Annotated in this window: 19 protein-coding genes; 6 read left to right on the top strand and 13 right to left on the bottom strand. The window is 70.7% G+C overall.

All coding sequences use genetic code 11. The annotated features are described in order from the left end of the window. The first annotated feature begins 99 nt into the window (after positions 1-99). Positions 100-1,833: a right-handed parallel beta-helix repeat-containing protein gene (locus O3597_RS06505; RefSeq protein WP_281603517.1), complete on the top strand. Its 1,734-nt coding sequence runs from the start codon at positions 100-102 to the stop codon at positions 1,831-1,833. A 352-nt stretch (positions 1,834-2,185) separates the two neighbouring features. Next, positions 2,186-3,898 (top strand): hypothetical protein, encoded by a 1,713-nt coding sequence (locus tag O3597_RS06500; protein WP_281603516.1) that lies wholly within the window; start codon positions 2,186-2,188, stop codon positions 3,896-3,898. A gap of 117 nt (positions 3,899-4,015) precedes the next feature. On the opposite strand, the gene pulA is transcribed toward O3597_RS06500, so the two are convergent. From pulA to O3597_RS06475, 5 genes are all read right to left on the bottom strand, one after another. Beyond that, positions 4,016-9,508, bottom strand: coding sequence for a pullulanase-type alpha-1,6-glucosidase (gene pulA / locus O3597_RS06495; protein WP_281603515.1), 5,493 nt, complete (start codon positions 9,506-9,508; stop codon positions 4,016-4,018). A 131-nt stretch (positions 9,509-9,639) separates the two neighbouring features. After that, positions 9,640-10,335, bottom strand: a complete 696-nt coding sequence (locus O3597_RS06490; RefSeq protein WP_281603514.1) for a cellulose binding domain-containing protein — start codon at positions 10,333-10,335, stop codon at positions 9,640-9,642. Positions 10,336-10,414: 79 nt separating this feature from the next. Further along, positions 10,415-11,269 (bottom strand): hypothetical protein, encoded by an 855-nt coding sequence (locus O3597_RS06485; protein WP_281603513.1) that lies wholly within the window; start codon positions 11,267-11,269, stop codon positions 10,415-10,417. A gap of 154 nt (positions 11,270-11,423) precedes the next feature. Then, complete coding sequence (locus O3597_RS06480; RefSeq protein ID WP_164448257.1) at positions 11,424-11,813, bottom strand: hypothetical protein; 390 nt, start codon at positions 11,811-11,813, stop codon at positions 11,424-11,426. Positions 11,814-11,850: 37 nt separating this feature from the next. Continuing rightward, positions 11,851-12,510 (bottom strand): hypothetical protein, encoded by a 660-nt coding sequence (locus O3597_RS06475; RefSeq protein WP_281603512.1) that lies wholly within the window; start codon positions 12,508-12,510, stop codon positions 11,851-11,853. A 19-nt stretch (positions 12,511-12,529) separates the two neighbouring features. On the opposite strand from O3597_RS06475, the gene O3597_RS06470 reads away from it, so the two are divergent. Beyond that, complete coding sequence (locus tag O3597_RS06470) at positions 12,530-12,718, top strand: hypothetical protein (RefSeq protein WP_208020949.1); 189 nt, start codon at positions 12,530-12,532, stop codon at positions 12,716-12,718. A gap of 8 nt (positions 12,719-12,726) precedes the next feature. Here the strand turns inward: O3597_RS06470 and O3597_RS06465 are convergent, their stop codons facing one another. Beyond that, positions 12,727-14,400, bottom strand: a complete 1,674-nt coding sequence (locus O3597_RS06465) for a right-handed parallel beta-helix repeat-containing protein (protein ID WP_164448260.1) — start codon at positions 14,398-14,400, stop codon at positions 12,727-12,729. 495 nt (positions 14,401-14,895) lie between these two features. Here O3597_RS06465 and O3597_RS06460 point away from each other — a divergent pair, with 495 nt between their 5' ends. Next, on the top strand, positions 14,896-15,552 hold the full coding sequence (locus tag O3597_RS06460; protein ID WP_281603511.1) for a C39 family peptidase: 657 nt from the start codon (positions 14,896-14,898) through the stop codon (positions 15,550-15,552). Between the two features lie 201 nt (positions 15,553-15,753). Here O3597_RS06460 and O3597_RS06455 read toward each other — a convergent pair whose 3' ends face one another. After that, positions 15,754-16,113 carry a VOC family protein gene (locus O3597_RS06455; protein WP_164448262.1) on the bottom strand — a complete coding sequence of 120 codons (360 nt, stop codon included), beginning with the start codon at positions 16,111-16,113 and terminating at the stop codon, positions 15,754-15,756. A 226-nt stretch (positions 16,114-16,339) separates the two neighbouring features. Between O3597_RS06455 and O3597_RS06450 the strand changes: the two genes are divergently transcribed. After that, the gene (locus tag O3597_RS06450; RefSeq protein ID WP_281603510.1) at positions 16,340-19,195 is read left to right on the top strand and encodes an aconitate hydratase; all 2,856 of its coding nucleotides are present in this window, start codon (positions 16,340-16,342) and stop codon (positions 19,193-19,195) included. A 63-nt stretch (positions 19,196-19,258) separates the two neighbouring features. Here O3597_RS06450 and O3597_RS06445 read toward each other — a convergent pair whose 3' ends face one another. From O3597_RS06445 to O3597_RS06430, 4 genes are all read right to left on the bottom strand, one after another. Next, on the bottom strand, positions 19,259-19,858 hold the full coding sequence (locus O3597_RS06445) for an ATP/GTP-binding protein (RefSeq protein WP_164448264.1): 600 nt from the start codon (positions 19,856-19,858) through the stop codon (positions 19,259-19,261). Next, the gene (locus tag O3597_RS06440) at positions 19,839-20,015 is read right to left on the bottom strand and encodes a DUF742 domain-containing protein (protein WP_281603509.1); all 177 of its coding nucleotides are present in this window, start codon (positions 20,013-20,015) and stop codon (positions 19,839-19,841) included. Before O3597_RS06440 ends, O3597_RS06445 begins: the two co-directional genes overlap by 20 nt. Before the next feature lie 30 nt (positions 20,016-20,045). After that, positions 20,046-20,468, bottom strand: a complete 423-nt coding sequence (locus tag O3597_RS06435) for a roadblock/LC7 domain-containing protein (RefSeq protein ID WP_164448265.1) — start codon at positions 20,466-20,468, stop codon at positions 20,046-20,048. A gap of 86 nt (positions 20,469-20,554) precedes the next feature. Further along, on the bottom strand, positions 20,555-22,939 hold the full coding sequence (locus O3597_RS06430; RefSeq protein WP_281603508.1) for a nitrate- and nitrite sensing domain-containing protein: 2,385 nt from the start codon (positions 22,937-22,939) through the stop codon (positions 20,555-20,557). Between the two features lie 411 nt (positions 22,940-23,350). Here O3597_RS06430 and O3597_RS06425 point away from each other — a divergent pair, with 411 nt between their 5' ends. Then, positions 23,351-23,599 carry a DUF2630 family protein gene (locus O3597_RS06425; RefSeq protein WP_281603507.1) on the top strand — a complete coding sequence of 83 codons (249 nt, stop codon included), beginning with the start codon at positions 23,351-23,353 and terminating at the stop codon, positions 23,597-23,599. A gap of 129 nt (positions 23,600-23,728) precedes the next feature. On the opposite strand, the gene O3597_RS06420 is transcribed toward O3597_RS06425, so the two are convergent. Continuing rightward, positions 23,729-24,664, bottom strand: a complete 936-nt coding sequence (locus O3597_RS06420) for an RIO1 family regulatory kinase/ATPase (protein ID WP_281603506.1) — start codon at positions 24,662-24,664, stop codon at positions 23,729-23,731. 156 nt (positions 24,665-24,820) lie between these two features. Continuing rightward, positions 24,821-25,465: an HAD family hydrolase gene (locus O3597_RS06415; RefSeq protein WP_281603505.1), complete on the bottom strand. Its 645-nt coding sequence runs from the start codon at positions 25,463-25,465 to the stop codon at positions 24,821-24,823. Between the last annotated feature and the right edge of the window lie 130 nt (positions 25,466-25,595).

Below are 25,595 nucleotides of genomic sequence, written 5' to 3'. Positions count from 1 at the left end.
CATACGGTGGTCATCAGAGGCTGCAACCCATTTGTAGCTGCTCGCGCCTATTCGCTCGGTGCGGGCCAGTCTGGTAGCAGGAAAGGGCGGAAGGCTCTGATGTCTGATGACGTGACCACTTCCTACGGTGGGCCGCCCCCGGCACCACCACCGGCGGCACCGCCGGGACTTCGACGACGAAAACTATGGCTGACAGCGGGTGTGGCCGGCCTGACCGGCGTCGTCGGTCTGGCCGCGCTGGGCGGGGTGGCCGCCCGGGACGACCGGTCCGGCACGTCGGGTCGGACGGACGCGCAGTCGAACGCCCGGCAGAACGTCAGCGACGCCGGGAAGGCAGACGCGGCCGAGAGCGGCGGCGAGCAGGAGGCGGCCGGTGACCACGCCGGCCGCAAGGGCGCTGGCCGCAAGGACGCCGCCGGCGACAAGGACCGGGCCCACGAGGTGCCCTGCGACACCGACAAGCTGATCCAGGCGATCGTGCACGCCAACCAGAACCACGGTGGCGTGCTCACCCTGGCCCGGCACTGCACGTACGAACTGACCCGCAGCGACGACGGCAACGGGCTTCCGGTGATCACCAAGCCGATCACGTTGACGGGTGACGACAGCAAGATCGTCCGGGCCGCCAACGTCGAGCGGTTCCGCATCCTCAACGTCGGTCGAGGGGGTCACCTGACGCTGAAGGGTGTCACGGTCAAGGGCGGGCAGACCGCTCCGGGCATCACGCCCCCGGCGCCGCTCGCGGGACTCGAACTCGGCACCGGGAAAGCCGCCGGGACCGCCCCGAGGGCCGGAGCCAAGGCCAAGGCAGCCGGAGCGAAGCCCACGGCCGACGGGGCCAAGACAGCCGGGGCCACTGCGGCCGGAGCAAAGGCAGCCGGGGCCAAGGCGGCACCGGCGACCAAGGCCGGGACCGGGATCGTCGGAGCGGACGTCGCTCCGCCGAGCATCGCCGCCGACGGCGTCGACGGGGGTGGAATCCTGGTGCAGCGGGGCGGCACCGCCGACCTGGAGCACGTCCGGATCGTGCAGAACCAGGCGACCCGTAACGGAGGTGGCGTCGCCAACTACGGCACCACCACGATCCGCAGCAGCACCGTCGAACAGAACAGTGCCGGCAGCTTCGGCGGCGGTGTGTTCAACGCGGGCACGCTACGGGTCGAGGAGTCGAAGATCGTCTACAACACCTCGGGCGCCGGGGGCGGCGGCATCGCCAGCGGCTCCACACCCAACGGCTTCGCCGGCACGGGTGGCACGGTCTGGATCTGGAAGAGCACGATCAGCCACAACCGGACCGGGGTACTCGGCGGCGGCGTCTTCGTCAACGGCGGTGACACGACCGCCGTCCAGAGCCAGCTCACCGACAACACCAGCAGCCTCGACGGCGGCGGTCTGGTCGCCCTCGGCGACAGCCGGGTGAGCCTGGAGCACCTGCTGGTCGTCCGGAACTACGCGAGCGACGACGCCGGCGGCCTCGGGATCGCCGAAGACTCCATCGCCGTCGTCGACCACAGCGTCGTCAAGGAGAACGTGGCCGCCAACGGCGCAGCCGGCGGGCTGTTCAACGACGGTGCCTCGGTGACCCTGCGCGACTCCGAACTGTGGGGCAACCAGGCGTCGGGTACGGCTGGCTTCGCGGGGGGCATCGCCAATCAGGACGGCGTGACCACGCTCATCCGGACCAGGGTCGCCGACAACGTGGCCACCAACCAACCCGGCGGCATCTACACCGACAACAACCGGGTGGAGATCGACCGGAAGTCCGCGGTCACCGGCAACCGACCGACCAACTGCCTCGGCAGCCCGGTCATCCCCGAACGCTGCTTCGGCTGAGCCATCGCCGAGGCGAGTGACGAGCAACCAGGACAGCACCACCACATAGCGGGGCTCCTCCGTGCCGCTCGGCGCCACGGAGGAGCCCCACCTTCGTCCCGATTCCGTGCCATCCAGGGCCGTCCGCGCAGGTCAGAGCAGGTCCGGGGGGAAGCCGCCCGACCGTGCCGATCAGCACGGACCTGGCCTCGCTGGTCATCCGCGTACCCAATGTGGGGTTATTTCGGATAAGGCCTTGAGGCGAGGAACATTCTCATACGGTGGTTCTGGGAGCTACAACCGATTTGTAGCAGGGGACGCTCGCCTGTGCGTGACGACCCTGTCTGGTACGACGAGAGGGCAGAGAGCTCCGATGTCCAACTATGTAGCTAAGAACAACGCCAGTGAGCCGGAGGCGACGCCCAAGCGGCGTCGCAAGCTCTGGCTCGCCAGTGGCGTCGCCGGGCTCACCGGCGTGGTCAGCATCGCCGCCGTCGGGGTCGCCACTGGCGCCGGCGCGGTTGGTACCGATGGTCTGCGCTGGTCCACCGCCCAGCAGGTCAGCAGGGACGGGGATCAGCCTGCCGCGACACCGGCAGCACCTGCGGGCAAGAAGGGCGCGCCCGGACAGGCCGACCGCGGCGACGAACGCAACGGGGAGCACCGCGGTGACGAACGCAACGGGGACAACCGCGGCGCCGACCGGCGGATGCCCGTCCCTCCGCCGGAGGGCAAGGATGTGCCCTGCGACAGCGACAAGCTGATCCAGGCACTGATCTTCGCCAACGAGAACCACGGCGGCGTGCTGAACCTGGCCAAGGGGTGCACCTACAAGCTGACCCGGTCCGGCGTCGGCGACGACCGCACCGGCTCGAACGGGCTTCCGGTCATCACCGAGGATGTCGTGCTCAAGGGACACGACACCACAATCACCCGGGACGCCACCGCGGCGGAGTTCCGGATCCTCAACGTGGGTCGCGGCGGAAACCTGACCGTCAAGGGCCTGACCATCAAGAACGGCCAGACCCGGGCACTGCCGATCAACAACGAAACGCCGGAGGCGGTCTGGTCGCGGTTCTCCAACTCGGTCGAGGCGACCAAGGCCGCCGAGGCCAAGAAGGAGTACCTGCCGCTGCTCCAGGCCACGCCGAAGGGCATCGCGCTCAAGGCCAAGGCCGACAGCGCCCCGTCGACGCTTGTCGACCCGTTGTCGAACGACGGTGGCGGCGTACTCGTCCAGCCCGGCGGCAGCGCCTCGTTCGAGGAGACGCACATCGTCGCCAACCAGGCCGGCGGTGTCGGGGGTGGCCTGGCCAACTTCGGTAAGGCCAGCCTGCACCACACCACGGTCGCCGACAACACCGCTTTCCTCTACGGCGGCGGCATCTTCAACGCCGGCGTCCTGCGGGTGGGCGAGTCGAGGGTGCTCAACAACGACGCCATCATCGGCGGGGGTGGCGTGGCCAACGGCGCCGCGTTCATCTTCCGGCGGGACATCGACGGTGGCACCGCCCTGATCGAGAAGGCCGAGATCACCGGCAACGAGGCTCTCGGCTTCGGTGGCGGCCTGCTGGACATCCAGGGCAACACCACGGTGAAGTACACGAAGATCACCGGCAACACCGCTGTCCTGGCCGGCGCCGGGGTCACCGCCGCGGGCGACGACAGCACCGTCGAGCTGGCGCACGCCGAGGTCGCCAAGAACACCACGGCCGGCGTCGGCGGCGGTCTGGCGCTCGGCTTCCGGGCGATCGCCAACGTCACGGAAAGCAAGATCGTCGAGAACAAGGCCGGCTTCTTCGGCGGTGGCGTGTTCAACGGCACCGGTGAGGCGACCTTCCGGCACAGCGAGATCAGCGGCAACCGGGCAGTCGGCCCGCTGGGCGTCGGCGGCGGCATCTTCACCGTCGCCGGTGTGATCGACCTGGAGAAGACGAAGGTAGCGCACAACTTCGCCACTCTCACCGCTGGCGGCGTCTTCAGCTTCCTCGGTGAGGTGAACGTGGACGACAAGTCGGCCATCACGGCCAACAAGCCGACCAACTGCGCCGGCACCTTCACCCCGATCCCGAACTGCTTCGGCTGATCAACCGGGTGACCGGCTCCGCCGGACCGAGGTGAGGGACTTCGGCCCCGCCGGGACGATCCAGAAGGATCGGACCGGCGGGGCCGGAGCGTGTCGCGCGTCGTGTCTCCGGGTGCACTACCGCTGGACGAACACCGCCACGCTGCGTCCCGGCACGGTGAACGTGCCACTGGAGCGGTCGAAGGCCGCGGTACGCAACACCGGGTCGGCCGAGGAGCGCAGCACCGGGTGCAGCGTCACGTCCGCCCCACGCAACCCGGTCACCCGCTGCGTGGCACTCTCCGGAGTGGCGTTGAAGACCACAGTCACCGACTTCCACGCCCCGCCGAGCCCCCGGGCGTCGAGGGTCATGGTGAGCACACCCGGGGTCTCGTCCGCACCCGACAGCGGGAAGGCGACCCGCCGCTGCACCTCCTTCGCGGTGGGCAGGCCGAAGACCGGCGACGAGGCCCGGATCCGCAGCAGCTCGGCGTAGCGGGCGTCGGTCAGCTCGACCGCCGCGCAGTCCGGCACCAGCAACGGATCGGCCAGCAGCGGCTTCGCGTACGGCCACTTGTCCCGGTTGTCCTCGGCCGGCGGCAGCCCGATGCCGAAGCCGTTGCCGTCGGCGCAGTTCCACCGGATCTGGTTGAACCAGTCCCCCGAGTTGTACGAGTTGCGGTCCAGCGACTTCGACCGCAGCCGCTCGGTGCCGGTGGTGACGAAGCCGGTGCCCTGACCCATGACCACGGTGCTCAGCGCCAGCACCTGCATCCGGGCCCGGTCCGTGGCCGAGGTGTCCTGCGGCAGCTTGTACGCAAGCGCGTCGTACAGGATCTCGTTGTCGTGCGCGTCGACGTAGGTGACCGCCTCCCCGGGTGCGTCGGTGTAGCCGGCCGGCGAGCCGTTGTAGTCCACGTCGGTCCCGGTGACCTGCCGGCCCGCCGAGTCGACGAACCGGTAGCCGCGCAGGTTGCCGGTCAGCCCCACCTTCACCAGGTCGTGCTGGAGCAGCAGCCGGGCCCGCTGCTCGGCGGTCGAGCCGTTGACCGGGTCGCCGTTGGGGTCGGTGAACAGCCCGGAGGCGAAGCCCTGCCGGCGTGGGTTGTCGTCGAACGGGCCGCCGCCGCGTACCGCGTCGCGCAGCCGGTCGTTGAACGTGCCGATGCCGGTACCGGCCATGTTGGCCTGGGTGGCCTGCACGAATCGGGCGTCGTCGGCCACCTCGCCGAAGTTCCATCCCTCGCCGTAGAGCAGGATGTTCCTTCCGTCCACCCCGTCCCGGGCCACCGTCAGCTTGTCCAGTGCGGCGCGTACGGCCAGGATGTTCGCCTTCGGGTGGTGCCCCATCAGGTCGAAGCGGAACCCGTCGACCTTGTACGCCTTCGCCCAGGTGACAAGCGAGTCCACCACCAGCTTGCCCATCATGGCGTGCTCGGGTGCGGTGTTGGCGCAGCAGGTGGAGGTGGCCACCGTGCCGTCGTCGAGCAGCCGGTGGTAGTAGCCGGGCACGATCTGGTCCAGCACCGACTTCGGGTCGGTGCCGGCGGCCGAGGTGTGGTTGTAGACCACGTCCATGACCACCCGCAGACCCGCGTCGTTGACCCCGGCCACCAACTGCCGGAACTCGGTGGTGCGCCCGGCGCCCTGCGGGTCGACCGCGTACCCGCCCTCGGGGACGGTGTAGTGCAGCGGGTCGTACCCCCAGTTGTAGCCGTCGGTCTCCTGCACCGCGGCGACGCACTCCTGCTGGCGCTCCGAGTCCGGCGGCAGGGCGGCCAGGTCGCAGTCCGGCTGTCGCTGGTCGGCCCGGCGCTCGGGAATGGTGGCGAAGTCGAACGCCGGCAGCAGGTGCAGGTGGGTCACCCCGGCGTCGCTTATCGCCCTCAGGTGCCGCATGCCGGCGGTGGCCGGGTCGGTGAAGGCGAGGAAGGTGCCCCGCCGCTGCGGCGGCACGGTGTCGTCGGCGATGGAGAAGTCCCGCACCGACAGCTCGGAGATCTGCACCTTGGCCGAGGGCACCGCGGCCGGTTTGCGTAGCCGCGCCCAACCCGCCGGGGCGAGCTTCGGGTCGGTCAGGTCGACGATCTGGCTGTGCGTGGAGTCCGCCGCCAGCGCCACCGAGTACGGGTCGGTGACCGAGGCGGTGACCATCTGCTGCGTGGCCGGCTGCCACGCCTGCACCCGGTAGCGGTAGTACTTGCCGCTCCAGGACCGCTGCCCGCGTACCGACCAGACGCCGGTACCGTCGTCGCGGCGCATCGCCACCGGCCGCGCGGTGGCCGTCGGCGAGTCGGACAGCTCCAGCGACACCGTCCGGGCCGTGGGTGCCCAGACCGACAGGGTCGGTACGCCACCGGTGAACGTGGCGCCGAGTCGGGCGGCGGTGGCCGACGCGTACACGTCGTCGAGCACGCCGGGGACCTGCACACCGGTGGCACCGAGCAGGGTGCCGTCGGCGGCCCGCTCGGTCACCAGCAGCTGCCCGCGCAGCGCCGCCGGCACCTTGGCCAGGTCCCGCCGGTCGAGGGTGAGGGCCCGGTGGTCCCACAGGTGCGGGAAGGCCGCGCGCTGGGCCTCGGTGAGCCCGTTGCGCTGCGCGGTCAACGGCAGCGAGGTGTACGTCCCGACCAGCTCGCCGTCCACCACCCTCACCCCGCCGGTCGGCGCGGTCACCAGGGCGTACGCCCGACCGTCGGTGGGGCCGGTGCGCCAGGCGACGGTGGACCGGTCGATCCAGTGCGCCCGCTGCTTGCCGATGTCGGTGTCCCTGCTGCTGCCGGTGGCCGTCACCGGCAGCAGCCGGCCCGGTGTCGCGGCGAGCAACCAGACCTCCCGGCCGGCGTCGGCGAAGTCGAGCCGCTGATCCTGCGGCAGGTCCTTCTCGTCGCCACGATGGACGATGTAGCTGAGCCCGGTGGCCCCCTCGGCCAGCGGCACCCGGAACTCCGCGCCGAAGGAGTCGATCCGGGTCGGCGGCATCGGCTTCGCCCAGTCGGTGGGGGTGGCCGCGCCGTCCCACAGGTGCAGGCCCCAGCCGTCGTAGTCGCCGTCGGGACGGTGGTAGTGGATGACCGCCACACCCTCCTCGACCGGCGGGGCGGGTTCGCCCGCGGCCTCCTCCCGGGTCTGGTACGTCGCCGGGTCGCCCTGCTTGACCCAGACCTCGCCGGTCCGCGTCACGTCGACGGTCCGGTCGTTGTCGACGTCCTTGTTGCCGTCGGCGTCGACCACCAGGAAACCGACGGTCTTCGCGCCCGGCTTGAGCTTCACCCAGGCGAACCGTCCGTACGCGTCGGTGCCCGCGAACGGCTGTCCCTGCGGCCACTCGGTGGCGTACTCCGGGTCGATGTCACCCCAGGCGTACAGCCCCCAGTCGTCGTAGTCGCCGTCGGGGCGCTGGTGGTGGACCACCAGCCAGTCCCGGGACGAGCCAGGCAGATCCGGGGTGCCGACGGTGGTGGTGGAGCGGGCGGCGGCGGTGCGGCCCCGACCGTCACGGACCACCGCCTTGTACTCGATCCTGGTGCCGGCGGCCAGACCGGTCAGGTCGTGGTGCACGGTGTAGGGCGCACGCTGGGCGGAGCCGAGCAGCGTCCACTTGCCACCGGCCACCCGGGCGGCCATCGCGACACGCGCCAGCGGGTCGCCGGTGACCTGGGCGGTCACCTCGGCGCGGGTGGCCGGCGACCCCTCGGGGGCCGTGATGGTGATGCCCGGTTTGGCGTCGAGCAGCGCGACCGGCTTGCCGGCCCGGTGCACCACCGCCGACAGGGGCGGGACGGTCAGGGTCAGCTTGCCGTCGCCGGTGGCGACCGGCCGGCCGGTGCTGCCGTGAAGACCGGTGAAGGTGGCGCCGGCCGACCAGGTGTCCACCGTGACGGTCTGCGCGCTCGTGGCGTTGTTGACCGCGACCAGATACTCGGTGCGGTTGTCCGGGTCGAAGCGGGAGAAGGCGAAGACGCCGGGTCCGTCGGCCGCGTACCGGGTGACCTGCACGCCGTCCCGCAGGGCCGGGTGTGCCTGGCGCAACCGGCCCAGGTCGGCGATGGTCCGGTAGAGCGGGTGCGTCGGGTCGAACTGGTCGACCGCGTGGGTGCGGTCGGTGCCGAGCAGGTCGTCGTCGAGGTAGTCCGGGGTGCGCGAGGCGAACATCGGTTGCCGGGCGTCCTTGTCTCCGCCGGCACCGGTGAAGCCCTGCTCGTCGCCGGAGTAGATCACCGGCTGACCCCGGGTGAGGAACATCAGCTCGTGGGCGAGCTGGTCGCGACGGAGGTGGCTGGCCGGATCGGTGGGACCATTGGCGATGAACGACCCGATCCGGCCCATGTCGTGGTTGCCGAGGAAGGTGGTGAGTCGCCCGGCGTGGGTGTCCCGGGCGGCGTAGAGGTCGTCGCGGGCGTAGAGGTCGGCCAGCGTCCTGGCCGATCCGTCGTTCGCGGTGTAGCCGCGCGCGGCCTCCTGGAAGCCGAAGTCCAAGGTGGCGGGCAGCCCGCCCTGCCGCACGTAGCTGGAGGCGATCTCCGGGTCCGCGCTGTACACCTCGCCGAACATGAAGAAGTCCCGCTTGCCGGCGCGGGCCGCCGCCTGCTGCACCCCCTGGCTGAACTGCGGCCAGAAGTCCATGTTGACGTGCTTGACCGTGTCCAGCCGGAAGCCGTCGACACCGGTGGCCCGCACCCAGTCAGCGTAGATCTTCGTCATGCCACGGACCACCTCGGGCCGCTCGGTCCACAGGTCGTCGAGGCCGAAGAAGTCGCCGTACTCGCTGTTCTCCCCGGCGAAGGTGGAGTCACCGCGGTTGTGGTACATGGTGGGATCGTTCAACCACGCCGGAACCTTGACCTTCGCGTCGGCCCGGGTCTCGAAGGCCGGGGTGTACGGGAAGGAGTCGCCGTCGACCTTCGGGAAGGCCCGGCTGCCGTCGGCGTAGTTGCGGTCCTCGAACGCTCGGCCCTGTGTGTCGCGGTAGGGTGCGGTCGCCTTGTCGACGTAGGTGTACGTGTCCTCTTCGTAGGCGATGACGTCGGCGGTGTGGTTGACGATGACGTCGAGGTAGACCTTGATACCGCGCCGGTGGGCGAGCTGGACCAGCTTCCTCAGGTCGGCGGGGCTACCGAAGTGCGGGTCGACCTGGGTGAAGTCGGTGATCCAGTAGCCGTGGTAGCCCGCCGACACGTCGTCGCCCTCGCCCTGCACCGGCCGGTTCTTGAAGACCGGGGCGAGCCAGATGGCGGTGGTGCCCAGCCCTTCGATGTAGTCGAGTCGCTCGGTGAGTCCCTTGAGGTCGCCGCCCTGGTAGAACCCCTTGTCCGTGGGGTCGTACCCGGTGCGCAGCCGGTCGCCGGCCAGGCCGCCCCGGTCGTTGCGCGGGTCGCCGTTGGCGAACCGGTCCGGCAGTACGAAGTAGAACTGCTCGGCCTTTGCCTGATTACGGCCGGCCGCGAGCAGGGCCGTGGCGGAGGGTTCCCGGTGCCAGGTGACGGCGCCGGTGGCGCTCGGTGCCCCGATGCCGGCGGACCGATCGATCGCGGCGGCGGGGGTCACCGCGACGGGCGTGCCGACCAGGGTGACGGTGAGCAGGAAGACGAGGGCGAGCAGGATTTTTCGCGGTGTCGGCGGGGGTTTCATCGACGGCCTTCCTCTGGTCGCTGATTGGCCCGCACGCTAGCCCTTGCCGAAAGATTCTGCAATACCTTGCAAACAGACCCGCAACAAAGCAGACACTTGCGCAAGAAGGGAAAGTCACCCGTGCCCGTGGGCTAACGACGACTGCGGCAGGTGCGTCCGGAGACGCTGCAGCTCGCGGGACGGAAATCGGCCGACTCGATGTGGAAGCGCAGGTCCACCGACGACCAGGCGTCCAGGTCCGGCCCGCTGCGGTAGGTCAGCGTCCCGCCGGTACCGCTGAACGTCCCCTGCGGCACGCCCTCCAGCCAGGCCGTCACCACCCGCCCGCCCGGGTAGTCCACCCGCGCCACCCAGTCCAGGTCACGGGAGGAGATGTTGCGGATCGACACCTCGGCGATGAAGCCGCCATGAAACGTGTGCAAGACCCGGTAGCGGGCGTCGATCGGTGCGGGCTGCGGTGCCGGTGGCACCGTCGTACGGGACGGTGCCACCGATGGCGGTGCCGACGTCGTACGGGAGGCGCTGGGAGTCGGGCTCGGTGGGTCGGTCCGGCGCGGGGACAGCCCCGGCACCGCGACCGACGGTGGTGTCGACACCTCCCGACCTGCCGAGGAGGCCCGCTCGGGTATCGGCGCGGCGGCGACCGGCGGCTGTCCCGGCGGCACCGGCTGGAAGTCCGGCCCGGGACCCCGGTACGCGCCGACCGCGACGACGAGCAGCACCACCATGATGACGACCCCGATCGACACCAGGATCCACGGCGAGGAAGCCACGGCGGCGGAGCCGTGCGGCGGAAACTGACGGGGAGCACGACGCGTACCGGACATGTCTCTCCTCAGCGGGCAGCCCGGCAAGCGTAACGATCTTCAGCCGCGCCGGAAAGTGCCCGACGAATCATGAACTGTCCTAACCCATCCCGCAGCCGGCTCCGTTCACCGTGCACTGTGTCGGGTACTCCCCGCCCCCGGTACGGGTGAACCGCAGTTGCACCGACTGCTGCGCGCCGGCGGCGAGCTGACCGGTGCCGCTGAGCAGATACCAGCCGCTGCCCCTGATGGTCACCGACACCCCCGGACCGCTGGAGGCGCGGACGCCGGTGACGCCGCCGACGAAACGCAACTCCACCTGCCAGTCATCCGACCGGCTGGTGCCGTTGCGGACCACCAGTTGCGCCTCGAAGTGGTCCGCGTCGCTGTCCTGCACCCGGTAGCTGGCGGTGACCGTCCCACCCTCGTCGGCCGGCACCGCCGACACCGACGCACTCGGCGACCGGCTGGCGTCCGGCCCGGCGGCCGATCCGGTACGCGACGGGTCGGTCGGCGGCTGCGGCGACCCGGACCGGGTGGGTGAGCCGGTCGGGCTCACCGAGGCCGTCGAGGTGGCCGAGGCGGACGGACCGGTCGAGGCGGTCGATGGTGCCGTGGGCGTCGAGTCGCCGCGCTGCCCGACGGCTGTCGGCAGACCCATCGGCGGGCCCGGTGACCAGGCCGACGGACTTTCGGGGCCACGGAACGACAGCAGCGCCACCACCAGCAGCACCGCCAGGACCGCGACGCCGACCAGCACCACCACCCAGGGCGCGGAGGCGATCATTCTGGACAGGGCGTGCCCACCGGGTGCGTCACCAGCGCCGGCAGGCTCGCCCGGCCGGTCACCGGTGGCATCGTCGTGCCGGTCACCGGTGCCGGCACGGTTGTCGTCGCCGTACCCGTCACCGGTGGCATCGTCGTTGGCGTCATCACCGGACGGCCGCACTGACATTGAGGTCCCCACTCGTCGTCGCCGACGGGCAGCCTAGTCACGCCGACGCGGGGCGCGAAACGGGCAGGTGCCGAAGCCGTCCGACCCGCCCGACGTACCGGACGCATCGACGTCGGGTACCTGGCCGGTCGGCGGCCACGGTCGTCCCGGCGGCTCAGCCCGTCCGCACGACGGTGCAGATGGCCAGCCCCTGCTCGGTGCTGCGCAGCAGGTAGCGGTACCGTTCGCCGGGCACCTGCCGACCCTGACTGTCCAGGAACTCCCACCGCACCGCGACCTCCACGAGCAGCGCGGAGATCTGCTGTACCTGCTCGATGTCGGCGTGCGCCGCGACCAGTTCGCGCTCGGTGTAGTCCGGCGCGGCACCCACGAACGACAGCGCGACGGCGGCCGGTGAGTTGAACGAGAAGCTGTAGGTGTCGGCCACCACCAGCCCGGGCAGGGCGTAACAGCCGGCGATCGCCGGCACGTCACCGACGGTCAACGCCACCCCGTACCGGTCGAAGAAGTCGGTCAGCAGGTCGAGATCGGTGGAAGCAGTCACGCCGCAAGCAATTGCCGCAGCGCGGCTCGCCGAAACCTCAACGCGGCGGGATCCGCACCTCGATCTCGCTGCCCAGCCGGGCACCACCGTGCAGGCCCAGGTCGTCCCCGCTCCAGAACCGGCCCGGGTCGTACCAGCTTGGTCGTCGACCGACCGGCAGCAGACCCATCGCCTCGTAGGTGACCGCGACGACCTCGGCGCAGTACGCGGTCTCCAGGGCCAGGTCCCGCGCCGCCGGGCCGCGCCGCCGCGCCGCCGGCAGCGGCAACCGCGGTGACGGCACCCGGCCGCGCAACCACCGCCAGGCCAACTGGGCGGTGGACGGAAACGGTGTGCCGTCCAGCCGGGCGATGGTCCGCAGCACCGACCGCTCCATCTCCGCGTCCGCCGGCGGCTCGAGCTGGCGCAGCCAGCCACGCTGGCCGTACCGGTTGCCCCAGACGCAGACCGCGTCGCGCAGGTCGTGCAGCTGCACACCACGTTGGTGGGTGCCGGTCCACAGGTCCGGCAACGACCGGCCCAGCTCGGCGTGCCACATCAGTGGCGGCATGTCGTCCAGCACCACCGCCATGCCGACGTGGTTGACCGGACTGTTGGTGGTCAACTGGATGGCCCGGTCGGGCACGCTGCGGCCACGGAAGACCCACAGATCGCCGGTACGGGTCAGCTCCACCGCCTCGTCCAGGCTGATGCTCATAGGGGACTACCCTAAGCGGATGCGGCGACGGATGCGGTGGTGGAAGGTCCTCGGGTTGGCCGGTCTGGCCGGTGTCGCGGCCTCCGGCGTGGTGATCGCCCGAGCGGAACGACGGCGGCGCGCGTACACCCCGGAGGAGATCCGGGCCCGGCTGCGCGACCGGCACGCGGAGGCCAGCTCGATCGCCCCGGCCGAGGCGGACGGCTGAGGCGTCCCTCAGTCCACGTCGACGTGGTTGCGGTCCCAGCGGCCGCCGACCGGTTGGTGGTCCAGCCGCAGCGCTCCCTCGGTGTTGCCGGCGAGGTCGTTGTCCTCGACCCGGCAGGAGACACACGCGCCCTGATCGCTGATCCAGATGCCGTAACTCTGCGTCGGGTCGTCGCGGTTGTCCCAGATCCGGTTGCCGCGCACCGTCGCGGACTCGAAATGGGCGTTCACCGTGATTCCGGCCCGTACCGGTGCCGCCGCCGGCAGCTCGTAGCGCGCACCGGGTGGCGGCACGTCCTCGTTCCAGGCGATCGCCGCGTCCGGTCGCAGGTCGGCCAGTTCCAGCTCCATCTCGGTGTTGCCGACCACAAGGGCCAGTCGGGACCCCACCCGGAGCAGCTTGCCGCGGTGCCCGTCGACCGACCACGCCGCCGCCCGGTCGGACACGGCACGCCGGCCGTACCGCACCGACTCCCCGGAGCCGGTGGCCGCCGGGGCGCACTGCCGCCCGTTGCTCCGGATCCGGTTGTTCGTCACCGTCGCGTCGACCATCGGCCGGTCCACCCGGATCCCGTCCAGACCGTTGTCCCAGAACTCGTTGTTGTCGATCACCACGTCCGACGCCGGGCCCTCGTAGCCGTTGCCCAGGCTGTGCTGGTGGTACCCGTACCAGCCGTTGCCGCTGATCCGATTGCCCCTGATCGTGTACGCCCCCGGGGTGTTGCCCATGCTGATCCCGTCGCGGACATTGCGGTCGATCACGCAGTCGGTGAGGATGCCACCCCGACCGGCGATGCCGGCCGTGCCGTTGGCGGACACGTCGAACCCGGCCTCCAGGTTCCCGGTGATCGTGCAGGCCGAGACGATCAGGCCGTCGGCGCCCCAGTCCGAGATGCCGAACCGGTTGGCCTGGCTGTGGCAGCCGATGATGCGGTAGCCGCGCGGCGGCGTCCAGTACGGCTTCTGCAGTTCGAGGAAGATCCCGTTGGTGCCGTTGCCCAGGGTGGTGCAGTTGCTGATGGTGCAACGCTCCACCGCACCCCAGCCGCCGATGCCGATGCCGATGCCCGCGCCGCCCATCTCCTCACCGGTGTCCAGCCGTCCGCACCCGACCACCACCACGCCGTCGATCAGGCTGTCCTGGAGGAAGTCGCAACCGAGTCCGGTGGCGCCGGTGTGGTGGATGTAGAGATTGCGGAAGACGCCCCGCACCACGTACTGCAGGCCGAGCCCCTTGGCCAGATAGCTGTACTCGGCCATGGCCACGCCGGAGCCGTCGATCTCGAAATCGGCGAAGGTGCAGTCGGCGATGTGCCGGTCCCGGTCGGCGCCATGCTGCACCGTGGTCCAGAAGGCCAGCGGTGTCGGGTCGGCACGGTTGCCTTCGTTGCTCAGCACGAACCGGGTCGCTCCCGGCCCGGCGCCGATCAGCGACACCCCGCTGCGCCACACCGTGCCCGCGTCCCGGATCGAGTAGATCCCGGGCGGGCAGTAGATGACCCGCGCCCGGCTGTCGGCGGCGTATCCCTCACCCAGGCGGTCGACCAGAGCAGACAGCGCCGGCTGGTCGTTGGTGACCCCGTCGCCCCGAAGTCCGAAATCAAGCGCGTCGCACCACAGCGGCGCACCGGCGACCGGTGACAGGCGCTCGCGGATGGCGGTGGACCGGTCCTGCTGCCGCACGGACCTCTCCCCTCGGTCGTGACCTGCTGCCCCGGCCGCCGCTTTCCCCTTCCCCCGCTTGAAAAACGCCCCACCACCCCCGCCATGCCCACCGCGAGCCTCGGCTCGCGCAGGCAGGGCCCACCGATGTGGCGACCACCGACTACATGTCCGTTATGTCATGCTTTGCGGTGACCCGGCTCACGCCCCCGGCGGAATCGTGGGCCCGGTCCGGTGGTTGTACATGGCGTAACCACGAGCGCCTCCGAGCGCCGCCCCCGGCCCGGGTCGGAATGACCCCCCGCCACCGGGCGTTACACCCCCCGGAACCAGGTCAGCCACCTCCCCCGGCGAGGCCCCCGGAATCACCCCCGGCCCACCCGGCGTTACACCACGTCCCGGGCACCGACCCGCCGGACAGCGCGTAGCAACGATCATCCCCTTTCCGCACGGCCCACCCGCACCCCCCACGCGGGTACCGCCGCGCGCACCCCCGACCGAAAGGTGCAGATCATCATGGCTACCACCATCCTGCGCAAGACCGCCCTGACCATCGCCGCAGCCGCCGCCACCGCCGGTGGCATCGCCGGCCCCGCCGTCGCCGCCCACGCCGCACCGGCCACCAAGCCCGCCGCCGTGCAGGCCGACCGCAAGCCCGGCGGCGAACGCGAACTCGGCGTCCGCTACGAAGCCCAGCCCAACTTCTACTACTGCGGCCCCGCCGCCGCCCGCAACGCCCTGAGCGTGCAGGGCAAGAACATCGACGTCGACACCATGGCCAAGGAAATGCGCACCACCGAGGCCGGCACCAACTCCATCAACGACATCACCCCGGTACTCAACAAGGAGACCGGCAAGGACGTCTACCGCTCGGTCGAGATCGCCAGCCCCAAGGCCGACGACAAGCAGACCGACAAGCTGCGCGACGACATCGTCGCCACCGTCGACAACGGCCACGCCGTGGTCGCCAACATCGCCGGCACCGCCACCGACACCGACGGCACCACCCACAGCTTCGAAGGCGGCCACTACATCAGCATCGTCGGCTACCGCGACGGCGGCGACACCGTCACCATCGCCGACTCCGCCGACCCCACCCAGGCCTCCTACCGGATGAACATCGACGCACTGGCCGACTGGATCGCCACCCGCGGCTACAGCGCCACCTCCTGACAACCCCAACACCACGAAGGGCCGACCCCACCCGGGGCCGGCCCTTCGTCGTCTCTCCCGAGCCACCTCCGGACGACGCCGGGGATGCGACAACATCGGGGATAGTGCCGTGTCACGCCACGGTGAACCAGCAACATCCCCGATGTTGTCGCCTCCGGTTGGAGCCTCCGGTTGGGCCGGGCGCCAGCACGGGATCCAGCGTCACGCCGCTTCCCAGTACACCTCCACCCGCCAACCGTCCGGGTCCAGGCACTTGAACGAGACCAGGTCCGATTCGTCGTCCCGTTCCACGATCGGCACGCCGTCGCGTGCCAACCGGGTACGCAGGTCGTCGACCGCCGCCGGGTCGACCATGGCGAATCCGATGTGCAGGAAGGTGGACGACGGGGGCACCTCCGCCGCCGGGTGCAGCGCCAGGTCGAACCCGTCCGCGTTGCGTACGATCACCGTGCCGTCCGGGTACGACCGCGCGGTGGCAGGGTCGAACTCGAAGTACGTCGTGTAGAAGCGCAAGCTGCGTTCGTGGTCACGCACAGGCAGCCCGAGATGACGAAGGCGCACGCCGACCAGCGTTCGGCACCTCCGCCCGCGATGTCAACCGGTTACGGAGTGTTCGAGATCGGGCCGCAGCAGGCACCTCCCGTCCACCCAGTGACACCGGGTTGCACGAATAGCAAGACGGACGTACGGTTTTGTTGACGGCAGGAATCGGCGGTAAGTGTTGCCTAAGCACGGCGGCGCTCCGACCGGTGCGAAAGACTGCTCAGGACTACTCACGGTCGCTGGTGTGAAGGAGTACGACGTGGCGAGCCTCGACACCTTCGGTGCGAAGACCCAGCTACGCGTCGGAGACGCGAGCTACGAGATTTTCAAGATCAGCAAGGTGGAGGGCCAGGAACGGCTCCCCTACAGCCTGAAGATCCTGCTGGAGAACCTGCTGCGGACCGAGGACGGCGCGAACATCACCGCCGAGCACATCCGCCAGCTCGGTGCGTGGGACCCGACCGCGGACCCGAACGTCGAGATCCAGTTCACCCCGGCCCGGGTGCTGATGCAGGACTTCACCGGCGTACCGTGCGTGGTCGACCTGGCCACCATGCGTGAGGCCGTCCGCGAGCTGGGTGGTGACCCGACCAAGGTGAACCCGCTCGCCCCCGCCGAGCTGGTCATCGACCACTCGGTCATCGCCGACCTGTTCGGCCGCGAGGACGCCTTCGAGCGCAACGTCGAGCTGGAGTACGCGCGCAACAAGGAGCGCTACCAGTTCCTGCGCTGGGGCCAGAGCGCGTTCAACGAGTTCAAGGTGGTCCCGCCGGGCACCGGCATCGTGCACCAGGTCAACATCGAGTACCTGGCCCGCACGGTGATGGAGCGCGGCGGCCAGGCGTACCCGGACACGGTCGTCGGCACCGACTCGCACACCACCATGGTCAACGGCCTGGGCGTGCTGGGCTGGGGCGTCGGCGGCATCGAGGCCGAGGCCGCCATGCTCGGCCAGCCGGTGAGCATGCTGATCCCGCGGGTCGTCGGCTTCAAGCTCTCCGGCGAGATGCCGGCCGGCACCACCGCCACCGACCTGGTGCTGACCATCACCGAGATGCTGCGCAAGCACGGCGTGGTCGGCAAGTTCGTCGAGTTCTACGGCCCCGGCGTGAGCGCGGTGCCGCTGGCCAACCGGGCCACCATCGGCAACATGTCCCCGGAGTACGGCTCCACCGTCGCGATCTTCCCGATCGACGCCGAGACCGTCCGCTACCTGGAGCTGACCGGCCGTGACCCGCAGCAGGTCGCCCTGGTCGAGGCGTACGCCAAGGAGCAGGGCCTGTGGCACGACCCGGACCACGAGCCGGTCTACTCCGAGCAGCTGGAACTCGACCTGGGCACGATCGAGCCCTCGCTCGCCGGACCGAAGCGCCCGCAGGACCGGGTGCCGCTCGGCAACGCCAAGACCCTGTTCCGCTCGGCGCTCACCGACTACGTGTCCGCCGACGAGACCGGCGGCGACCCGGGCCGCAAGCCGGGCGTCCCGCAGCAGGAGCAGCCGTACGGCTTGACCGGCCACGCCGACGAGGCCAGCGCCGAGTCCTTCCCGGCCAGCGACTCCCCGGCCAACGGCATCGACGACCCGGCCGACGCGCCCCGTGACCTGGTGAACGCCGCCGTGGGCTCGGGCGGCCGGGCCAGCAACCCGATCCGGGTCACCGGCGCCGACGGCACCGAGTTCGAGCTGGACCACGGTGCCGTGGTGATCGCCGCGATCACCTCCTGCACCAACACCTCCAACCCGCAGGTGATGATCGGTGCGGCGCTGCTCGCCCGCAACGCCGTCGACAAGGGCCTGAACCGCAAGCCGTGGGTGAAGACCACCCTCGCGCCCGGCTCCAAGGTCGTGATGGACTACTACGAGCGGGCCGGTCTGACGCCGTACCTGGAGAAGCTCGGCTTCCACCTGGTCGGATACGGCTGCACCACCTGCATCGGCAACTCCGGCCCGCTGCCCGAGGAGATCTCCGCCGCGGTGAACGAGGCCGACCTCGCGGTCGTCTCGGTGCTCTCCGGCAACCGCAACTTCGAGGGCCGGATCAACCCGGACGTGAAGATGAACTACCTGGCGTCCCCGCCGCTGGTGGTGGCGTACGCCCTGGCCGGCACCATGGACATCGACCTGGCCAACGAGCCGCTCGGTGAGGACAGCGCGGGCAACCCGGTCTTCCTGCGCGACATCTGGCCGAGCACCGCCGAGATCCAGGACGTGATCGCCTCCGCGATCGGCGCCACCGGCTTCAGCTCCGCGTACGCCGACGTGTTCGCCGGTGACGAGCGGTGGCAGTCCCTGCCGACTCCGACCGGGGACACCTTCGCCTGGGACGGTGACTCCACCTACGTCCGCAAGCCCCCGTACTTCGAGGGCATGGGGCAGCAGCCGGAGCCGGTGACCGACATCGCCGGTGCTCGGGTGCTGGCCAAGCTCGGCGACTCGGTGACCACCGACCACATCTCGCCGGCCGGTTCCATCAAGGCCGACTCCCCGGCCGGGCAGTACCTCGCCGAGCACGGGGTGCCGCGCCACGAGTTCAACTCCTACGGTTCCCGCCGAGGCAACCACGAGGTGATGATCCGGGGCACCTTCGCCAACATCCGGCTGCGCAACCAGCTGGTCCCCGGGGTGGAGGGCGGCTTCACCATCAACCACCTGACCGGGGAGCAGACGTCGATCTACGACGCCTCCATGGCGTACCAGGAGGCGGGCGTGCCGCTGGTCATCCTGGCCGGCAAGGAGTACGGATCGGGCTCGTCGCGGGACTGGGCGGCCAAGGGCACCATGCTGCTCGGGGTGCAGGCGGTCATCGCCGAGTCCTACGAGCGGATCCACCGCTCCAACCTGATCGGGATGGGCGTGCTGCCGTTGCAGTTCCCCGCCGGAGAGAACGCCGAGTCGCTGGGGCTGACCGGCACCGAGACGTTCTCCATCTCCGGGGTCACCGCCCTCAACGACGGCGACACCCCGCGCACGGTGCAGGTCACCACCGACGCCGGGGTGGAGTTCGACGCGGTGGTGCGGATCGACACCCCGGGTGAGGCGGACTACTACCGGCACGGCGGCATCCTGCAGTACGTGCTGCGCCGCATGATCGCCAACTGACTGCGATGCCGTGAGGGCTCCCACCCCGGACGGGGTGGGAGCCCTCAGTACGTGCGGGTTCCGTCAGTCGGCGCGACGGGCCGCCCGGATCTTCATGGCGTGCTCCACGAGCATGATGAGCACCTCCTTGGCCGACTCCCGCTGCCGGGCGTCGCAGAGCAGCACCGGCACCTCGGGGTCGAGGTTCAGCGCCGCCTGCACCTCGTCGAGCCGGTACCGGCGGGCTCCCTCGAAGCAGTTGACCGCGACGAGGAACGGTGTTCCCCGCCCCTCGAAGTAGTCGATGGACGGGAAGCAGTCAGCCAGCCGACGGGTGTCGGCCAGCACCACCGCACCGATCGCCCCGAGGGCCAACTCGTCCCAGACGAACCAGAACCGGTCCTGACCCGGGGTACCGAACAGGTACAGCACCAGGTCGTCGCTGATGGTGATCCGACCGAAGTCCATCGCGACGGTGGTGGTCCGCTTCGTCTCGACGCCCTCCAGGTCGTCGATGCCCACACCCGACTCGGTGAGCACCTCCTCGGTCCGCAGCGGCCGCGTCTCACTCACCGCGCCCACCAGGGTGGTCTTACCCACCCCGAACCCGCCGGCGATCAGGATTTTGATCGCGGTGGGCAGCGGGGCCGCGTCCGACGGCCGCTCAGAGTGCCCGTAGTCCATTGACAACCGCCTCGAAGATGCTGTGTTCGGTTGGTCCGACGGTGAGGTGCGGTTCGCGGATCCGCACCAGGTTGCGCGCCACCAGATCGCCGAGCAGGACCCGTACGGCGCCTACCGGCAGGTCCAGGTGCGCCGCGATCTCGGCGACGGACTGCACCCGCCGGATCTCCCCGCACCGCCATGTGGGTTACTGCTCCCCGCCGGTCTGCTCGGCTGACCGGGGCGGCGACGCCACGTACTTGCCGACCCGGGTGACCAGCATGGCCATCTCGTACGCGATCAGACCGACGTCGGCGTCCTCGCTGGCCAGTACCGCCAGGCAGGCGTTGCGGCCGGCGGCTGTGACGAACAGGAACGACGACTGCATCTCGATGATCGTCTGCTGTACCTGCCCGCCACCGAACCGCTTGCCAGCGCCACGGGCCAGGCTCTGGATGCCGGCCGCCATCGCTGCCAGATGCTCGCCGTCGTCGCGACCGAGCCCCTGCGAGGAGGCCATCAGCAGACCGTCGGCGGACAACGCGACCGCGTGCTCGGCCTGCTTGACCCGGCCAACCAGATCGTCCAGCAACCACGTCAGGTCGGCACTCGAAGCCGTCTTCTGCGCCACTTCGTCGTCCCTCTTCTCCTCCGGCTCATCGCCGGCTCACTTGGGCCTGACCGTTCTCCCCGGGCTCACCGGGCAGCGCACCTCGGTCAGGTCTCCTGTTGATCGGCGTCGTCGGACTCATCGTCGGGTCCGGGCCGACCCCCAGCACCGAGCAGCCGGGCGGCGTCGGAGCGTCCCCGCCGGGTGCCGGTCTGGTACGAACTCATCATGCGCCGAACCTGCTCCGGCTCCCGGATCGCGTCGTCGCCCTCCGCCACCGCCTCGGGCTCGGCCCGCAACGCCGGTGCCAAACTCGCCTGGCGTACCCGAACCGGCAGGCCCGACTCGGTACGGGTCGGGCCGATCCCGCTGACCGTGAGGTCACCCGGCTCGGCCGGCTGACCGGCAGGGTCGGCACCGGCGCCCGGACCGGGATTCGCCGACCGGCGCGGCTGCCAGGGCGAGCCGTCGACGGGCGCGGTGGTGACCGGCAGTCCGGTCGGAACGGTCGGTCCGTCCAGCGCCGCGGTGTGCTCCGGACGGCGCCGGGGTTCGGTCGACGGTCCGGATCCGTCGGCGCCGGCCGCCGAGGCCTTCCCCGGCACGCTCGGCTCGCTCTCGTCCCCGATGATCAGGTCGCTCGGGATCAACACCACGGCGGTAGTCCCGCCGTACGCCGACTCCCTGAGCTGGACCCGCACGCCGTGCCGGGTGGCCAACCGGCTCACCAGGTGGAGACCCAGCCGGGACGCGTCGCCGTGGGTCAGCTCACCAAGGTCTGCGATCCGGTGGTTGGCGGCGGCGCGGTCCGCCTCGGTCATGCCCGGACCGCGGTCCTCGATCTCGACGGCGAAGCCGTTGGCGACCGGTTGACCACGGACCTCGACGCTGGTGTGCGGCGGTGAGTAGGTGACTCCGTTCTCGATCAGCTCGGCGAGCAGGTGGATGACCGCACCGACGGCCGGCCCGGCCAGCGAGACATCGGCGATCTCGCGCACCGTGACGCGGGTGTAGTCCTCGACCTCACCGACCGCGCCCCGGACCACGTCCACCATCGGGACGCCGCGGCGCCAGGCCCGGCCGGGGGTGGCGCCGCCGACGGTGATCAGGTTCTCTGTGTGGCGCCGCATCCGGGTGGCCAGGTGGTCGACGCGGAACAGGTCTTCCAGTTCGTCGGCGTCGTGCTCGCGCCGCTCCATCGCGTCGAGCAGGGTGAGCTGGTGGTGCACCAGGGCCTGGGTACGCCGGGCCAGGCCCAGGAACACCTCGTCTTGGGCCCGACGCAGCTCGGCCTGCTCGACGGCGGTACGGACGGCGGTCTGCCGCACCACGTCGAGGGCCCGGCCGACCTGGCCGGTCTCGTCGTCGCCGAAGCGCAGCGGCGGTGCCTCCTCGGCGATGTCCACCTGCTCGCCGCGGCCGAGCCGCTCGGCAACGCGCGGCAACCGTTCGGCGAACTGGAGCGCCGCGTCGCGCAGTCGGTGCCACTGCCGCGCCCGAGCCCGTGCCGTGGCGATCGAGACGACCACCGCAGTGATGACCACGAGCAGGCCGAGACCTGCGGCGAGGACCAGCCGGACGATGACGCCGATCGCGACCGGTGTGGCGTTCCTGACGATGTCGTCACCGCCGGCCAGCACCACGTCACCGATCTCGATCAGCGCCGCAGCCGTGACATTCGACCAGTCCGAGGTCGAGAACGGCGGTCGGGAGGTGCCGTTGCCGTTCATGATCCGGGTTTCCAGGTCGGCCAGCCGCCGGAAGCTCGTCCCGGTGAGCAGCTGTTCGTAGCGGCGCTGGTCGGCATCGGGCAGCCGGACGATCGCCTGCTCGGCGAGGAACTGACGGGCACCGACGATCCGGGTGAACTCGGCCCGCTCGGCCGGGGTGATCCGGCCGGCGGCGAGCACGCCGGCCAGCAGGGCGTCCTCCTGGGACAGCAGTTCCCGGGCCTGGTTGAGCCGGATCAGTTGGGTGGTGTCGTCGGCGATCTGGTCGTCGTCGACATTGCCGAGTTCGTCGTACACCTCGTAGAACGACCCGATCAGCTCGGTGAACGCCGCCCCGGCGACGCTGCGGCCGACGTTGCGCCCGTCGACGGCGGTACGCGTGTCGGGCAACGCGGCCAGTTGCCGCTTCGACTCGGTGACACGGTCGTGCAGCGCGTCGCTGCCGAACAGGCCGACCTGCCAGTTGTCGGTCGACTCGACGTACTCGGCGGCCAACTGGTCGGTGCGCTCGCGCAACCGGGTCAGCTCGTCCAACGTCGTCTCGTTCGGCCGTCCGAGGTAGACGAGTGAGGTACGCCGTTCCAGTTGCAACTGCAGCAGCAGCGGCTCGGTGGGGTCGAAGACCTGCAGGTCGAGCGCCCGCATACCGAGCAGGTCGACTCCATCGCGGACGGTGACCCAGGCAGTGAAGCCCCACAGCGCCACAAGCGCGGCCAGCAGGGCCACCACCTTGGTACGCAGACTCCTACTGCGGGAACCCATTACACCGTCCCTGGCCCTGAGCTAGTTGACCGGTCAGTCAGGAGTGAGGCACACAGCACACCGACCCCGGCGCAACCTAACAACGTCACCGGATCAACTCAAGCGCTCGTGATCATGCCGTGGTCGGCCTGGTGTGGTGTCCCGGAACGTTCACCGGGTCGCGCCGGGCAACCGGCACCACCGCCCGTACGATGAGCTGCGTCGCGCGGGCGCCGAAGCGTCTCGGCCCGCCCGTCGAGAACCGGGTGATCTACGTCATGTCGACGCGACCGACCCGACCCGAACCGCGGGCCGGGACAACTGGTCACGGCCCGTCGCGCCGGTCGCTCGCCGGCACCGGTGAGCCCGTCCGTCGGATGCGCCGACGGGAATGCGGGCCGTGGTCGGCCCCGCTGTGCCAGGCTCAGGGACATGGACGACAAGACCATCCTGAGCCGGATCTCGGATCTGGTCGACGAGGAGCACCGGCTGCGCGCACAGGCGCAGGAACACGAGACGGGCACCAACGACGAGGCCCGCACCCGGCTGCGCGAGCTGGAGGAATCCCTCGACCAGTGCTGGGACCTGCTGCGCCGCCGCCGCGCCGCCCGGCAGGCCCACGGCGATCCCGAGGCCCAGGGCGCCCGCCCCGTGTCCGAGGTCGAACGGTATCTGCAGTGAGCTGGGCGCACCCGCACCTCGCCGTTGGGCCGACCGCCCGGTCGGCGGTGCCCGCCACGCGGTCCAGCTCGGTCGGGCCCCGGTAGCCGCGACGGGCTCCGGGCGGCGTGACCACCCGGAGCCCGCCGGTCAGGCCAGACCGGCCTCGCGGCACAGCACCTCGGTGAGCACCGTCGGGTCCACGAGATCCGCCGGCAGGCCCCGGGCGGCGAACCAGTTCGCGACGATGCGGACGTCGCGGGCAAGGAACTCCCGCCCCTGTGGGTTAACCACGACGTCGACCACCTGCGGCAGGTCGATCAGCGTCAACCGTCCCGCGTGCACCAGCAGGTTGTACGGCGACAGGTCACCGTGCGCGTAGCCGGCCCGGGCCAGGACGACAAGCGCGTCGACCAACTGCCCCCACAGGCCACGCAGTTCGGCCGGTGACGGACGCAGCTCGGCCAGCCGGGGTGCGGCCGTTCCCTCGTCGGGGTCGCCGAGGAACTCCAGCATCAGCTCGGTGCCGCGCAACTGCACCGGGTACGGCACGGTGACGGTGCCGTAGCGCTCACCGATCTCCCAGAGCCGGCTGAGGGCCGCGAACTCCGCCGCCGCCCACTGCCCGGCGATCATCTGCCGGCCGAACGCGGTCCGGCCGGTCATCGCCCGCATCTCACGCGAGCGGCGAACCCGGCGCCCTTCGAGGTACCCGGCGTCCCGGTGGAACAGCCGGTGCCGAGGATCCCGGTAGCGTTTCGCCGCCAGCAGGCAGAACCGGTCGGTGCCGGGAAGGCCCCGGCGCACCAGGTGGACGTCGGCCTCCTTGCCGGTCTTCAGCACACCGAGTTCGGTGTCCTTCGCGGCCAGCTCGGTGACCAGCCAGTGCGGGTGCGGTTGCGGACCGTGCAGCGCGCCATCCCAGGAGGACCACGTCTCGTCGGTCTCCGGGTCGGGCTCGTCGGGGTCGGTCGGGGCGGGGCCGGTCGGTCGGCCGCGCTTCAGGAAGTGCGGTTCATCGTCGTCGAAGCGGCGGCGGCCGCCGCGGGTCCGGCGCTCGGGCGCCGGGGAGTCGTGATCGCGCATGGTGCGGGTAGTCCCTTGGTCGAGTTGTCAGGAGGCAGGAAGTGACCTGCGAAGACGGCCATGACCGACCTCCCTTCCTCGTCCGGGCGCCCGCCCGGGTCGCACGATGCGTGGACCAATGCTCGTCGGCGGTACCGACCTGGTCAATCGAATTAGTCAGGCACCCATGATCTCGGCGATGGCCGCGATCACGGTGTCCACCGTCGCGGTGGGCGCGAAGCGGGCGTCGGTCCAGGGACGCCCCCGGTGCAGCCAGATGCTGGGCAGGCCGACGGCGGTGGCTCCGCCGATGTCCGCCTCCGGACCGTCCCCGACCACCCAGGCGCCGCGCAGCGGCATTCTGGCCCGCTGCGCGGCCAGCGCGAAGATGCGGGGGTTGGGCTTGCTGACCCCGGCCTCCTCGGAGATCACCCAGTCGGCGATGTACCGGTCCAACCCGGTGCGGCGGATCTTGGTGTCCTGCTGCCGCACCGCGCCGTTGGTCACCACGACCGGCATCCAGCCGGCGTCGTCGGCGATCCGCAGGGCACACGCCACCAGCGGATCCAGCCGGGTGAACTCGACGACCCCGTCGTGCAGCTCCTCCACCAGGTCGATGGAGGGGATCCGCAACCGGTAGCGGTCCCGGATCGCGTCCGCCACGTCCCAACGGTCCGTCAACCCGTCGGCGTCGATGGACAGCAGCCACTCGATGTCGTGCGATGGCGCACCGATGCCGTCGAGGAAGCGCTGCGCCCAGGTGCGGAACGGCCCGGCCCGATCGAGCAGGGTGTTGTCCAGGTCCAGCAGGAGCAGCGGCACTCGGGCACCTTACGGGAATCGGGTGCCTCGCCGACAGGGCGGAAGGTTACGCGGTGGTGTCGGTCGGGAGCAGTGACCGTCCACGGCCCGCCAGAGAACCAAGCCGTACGTACGGTTTGCGTCAGCAGGG

This window comes from Verrucosispora sp. WMMA2044, assembly GCF_027497155.1.
Lineage (GTDB): Bacteria > Actinomycetota > Actinomycetes > Mycobacteriales > Micromonosporaceae > Micromonospora > Micromonospora palythoicola.
This window is presented reverse-complemented; position numbering and strand designations above follow the sequence as displayed.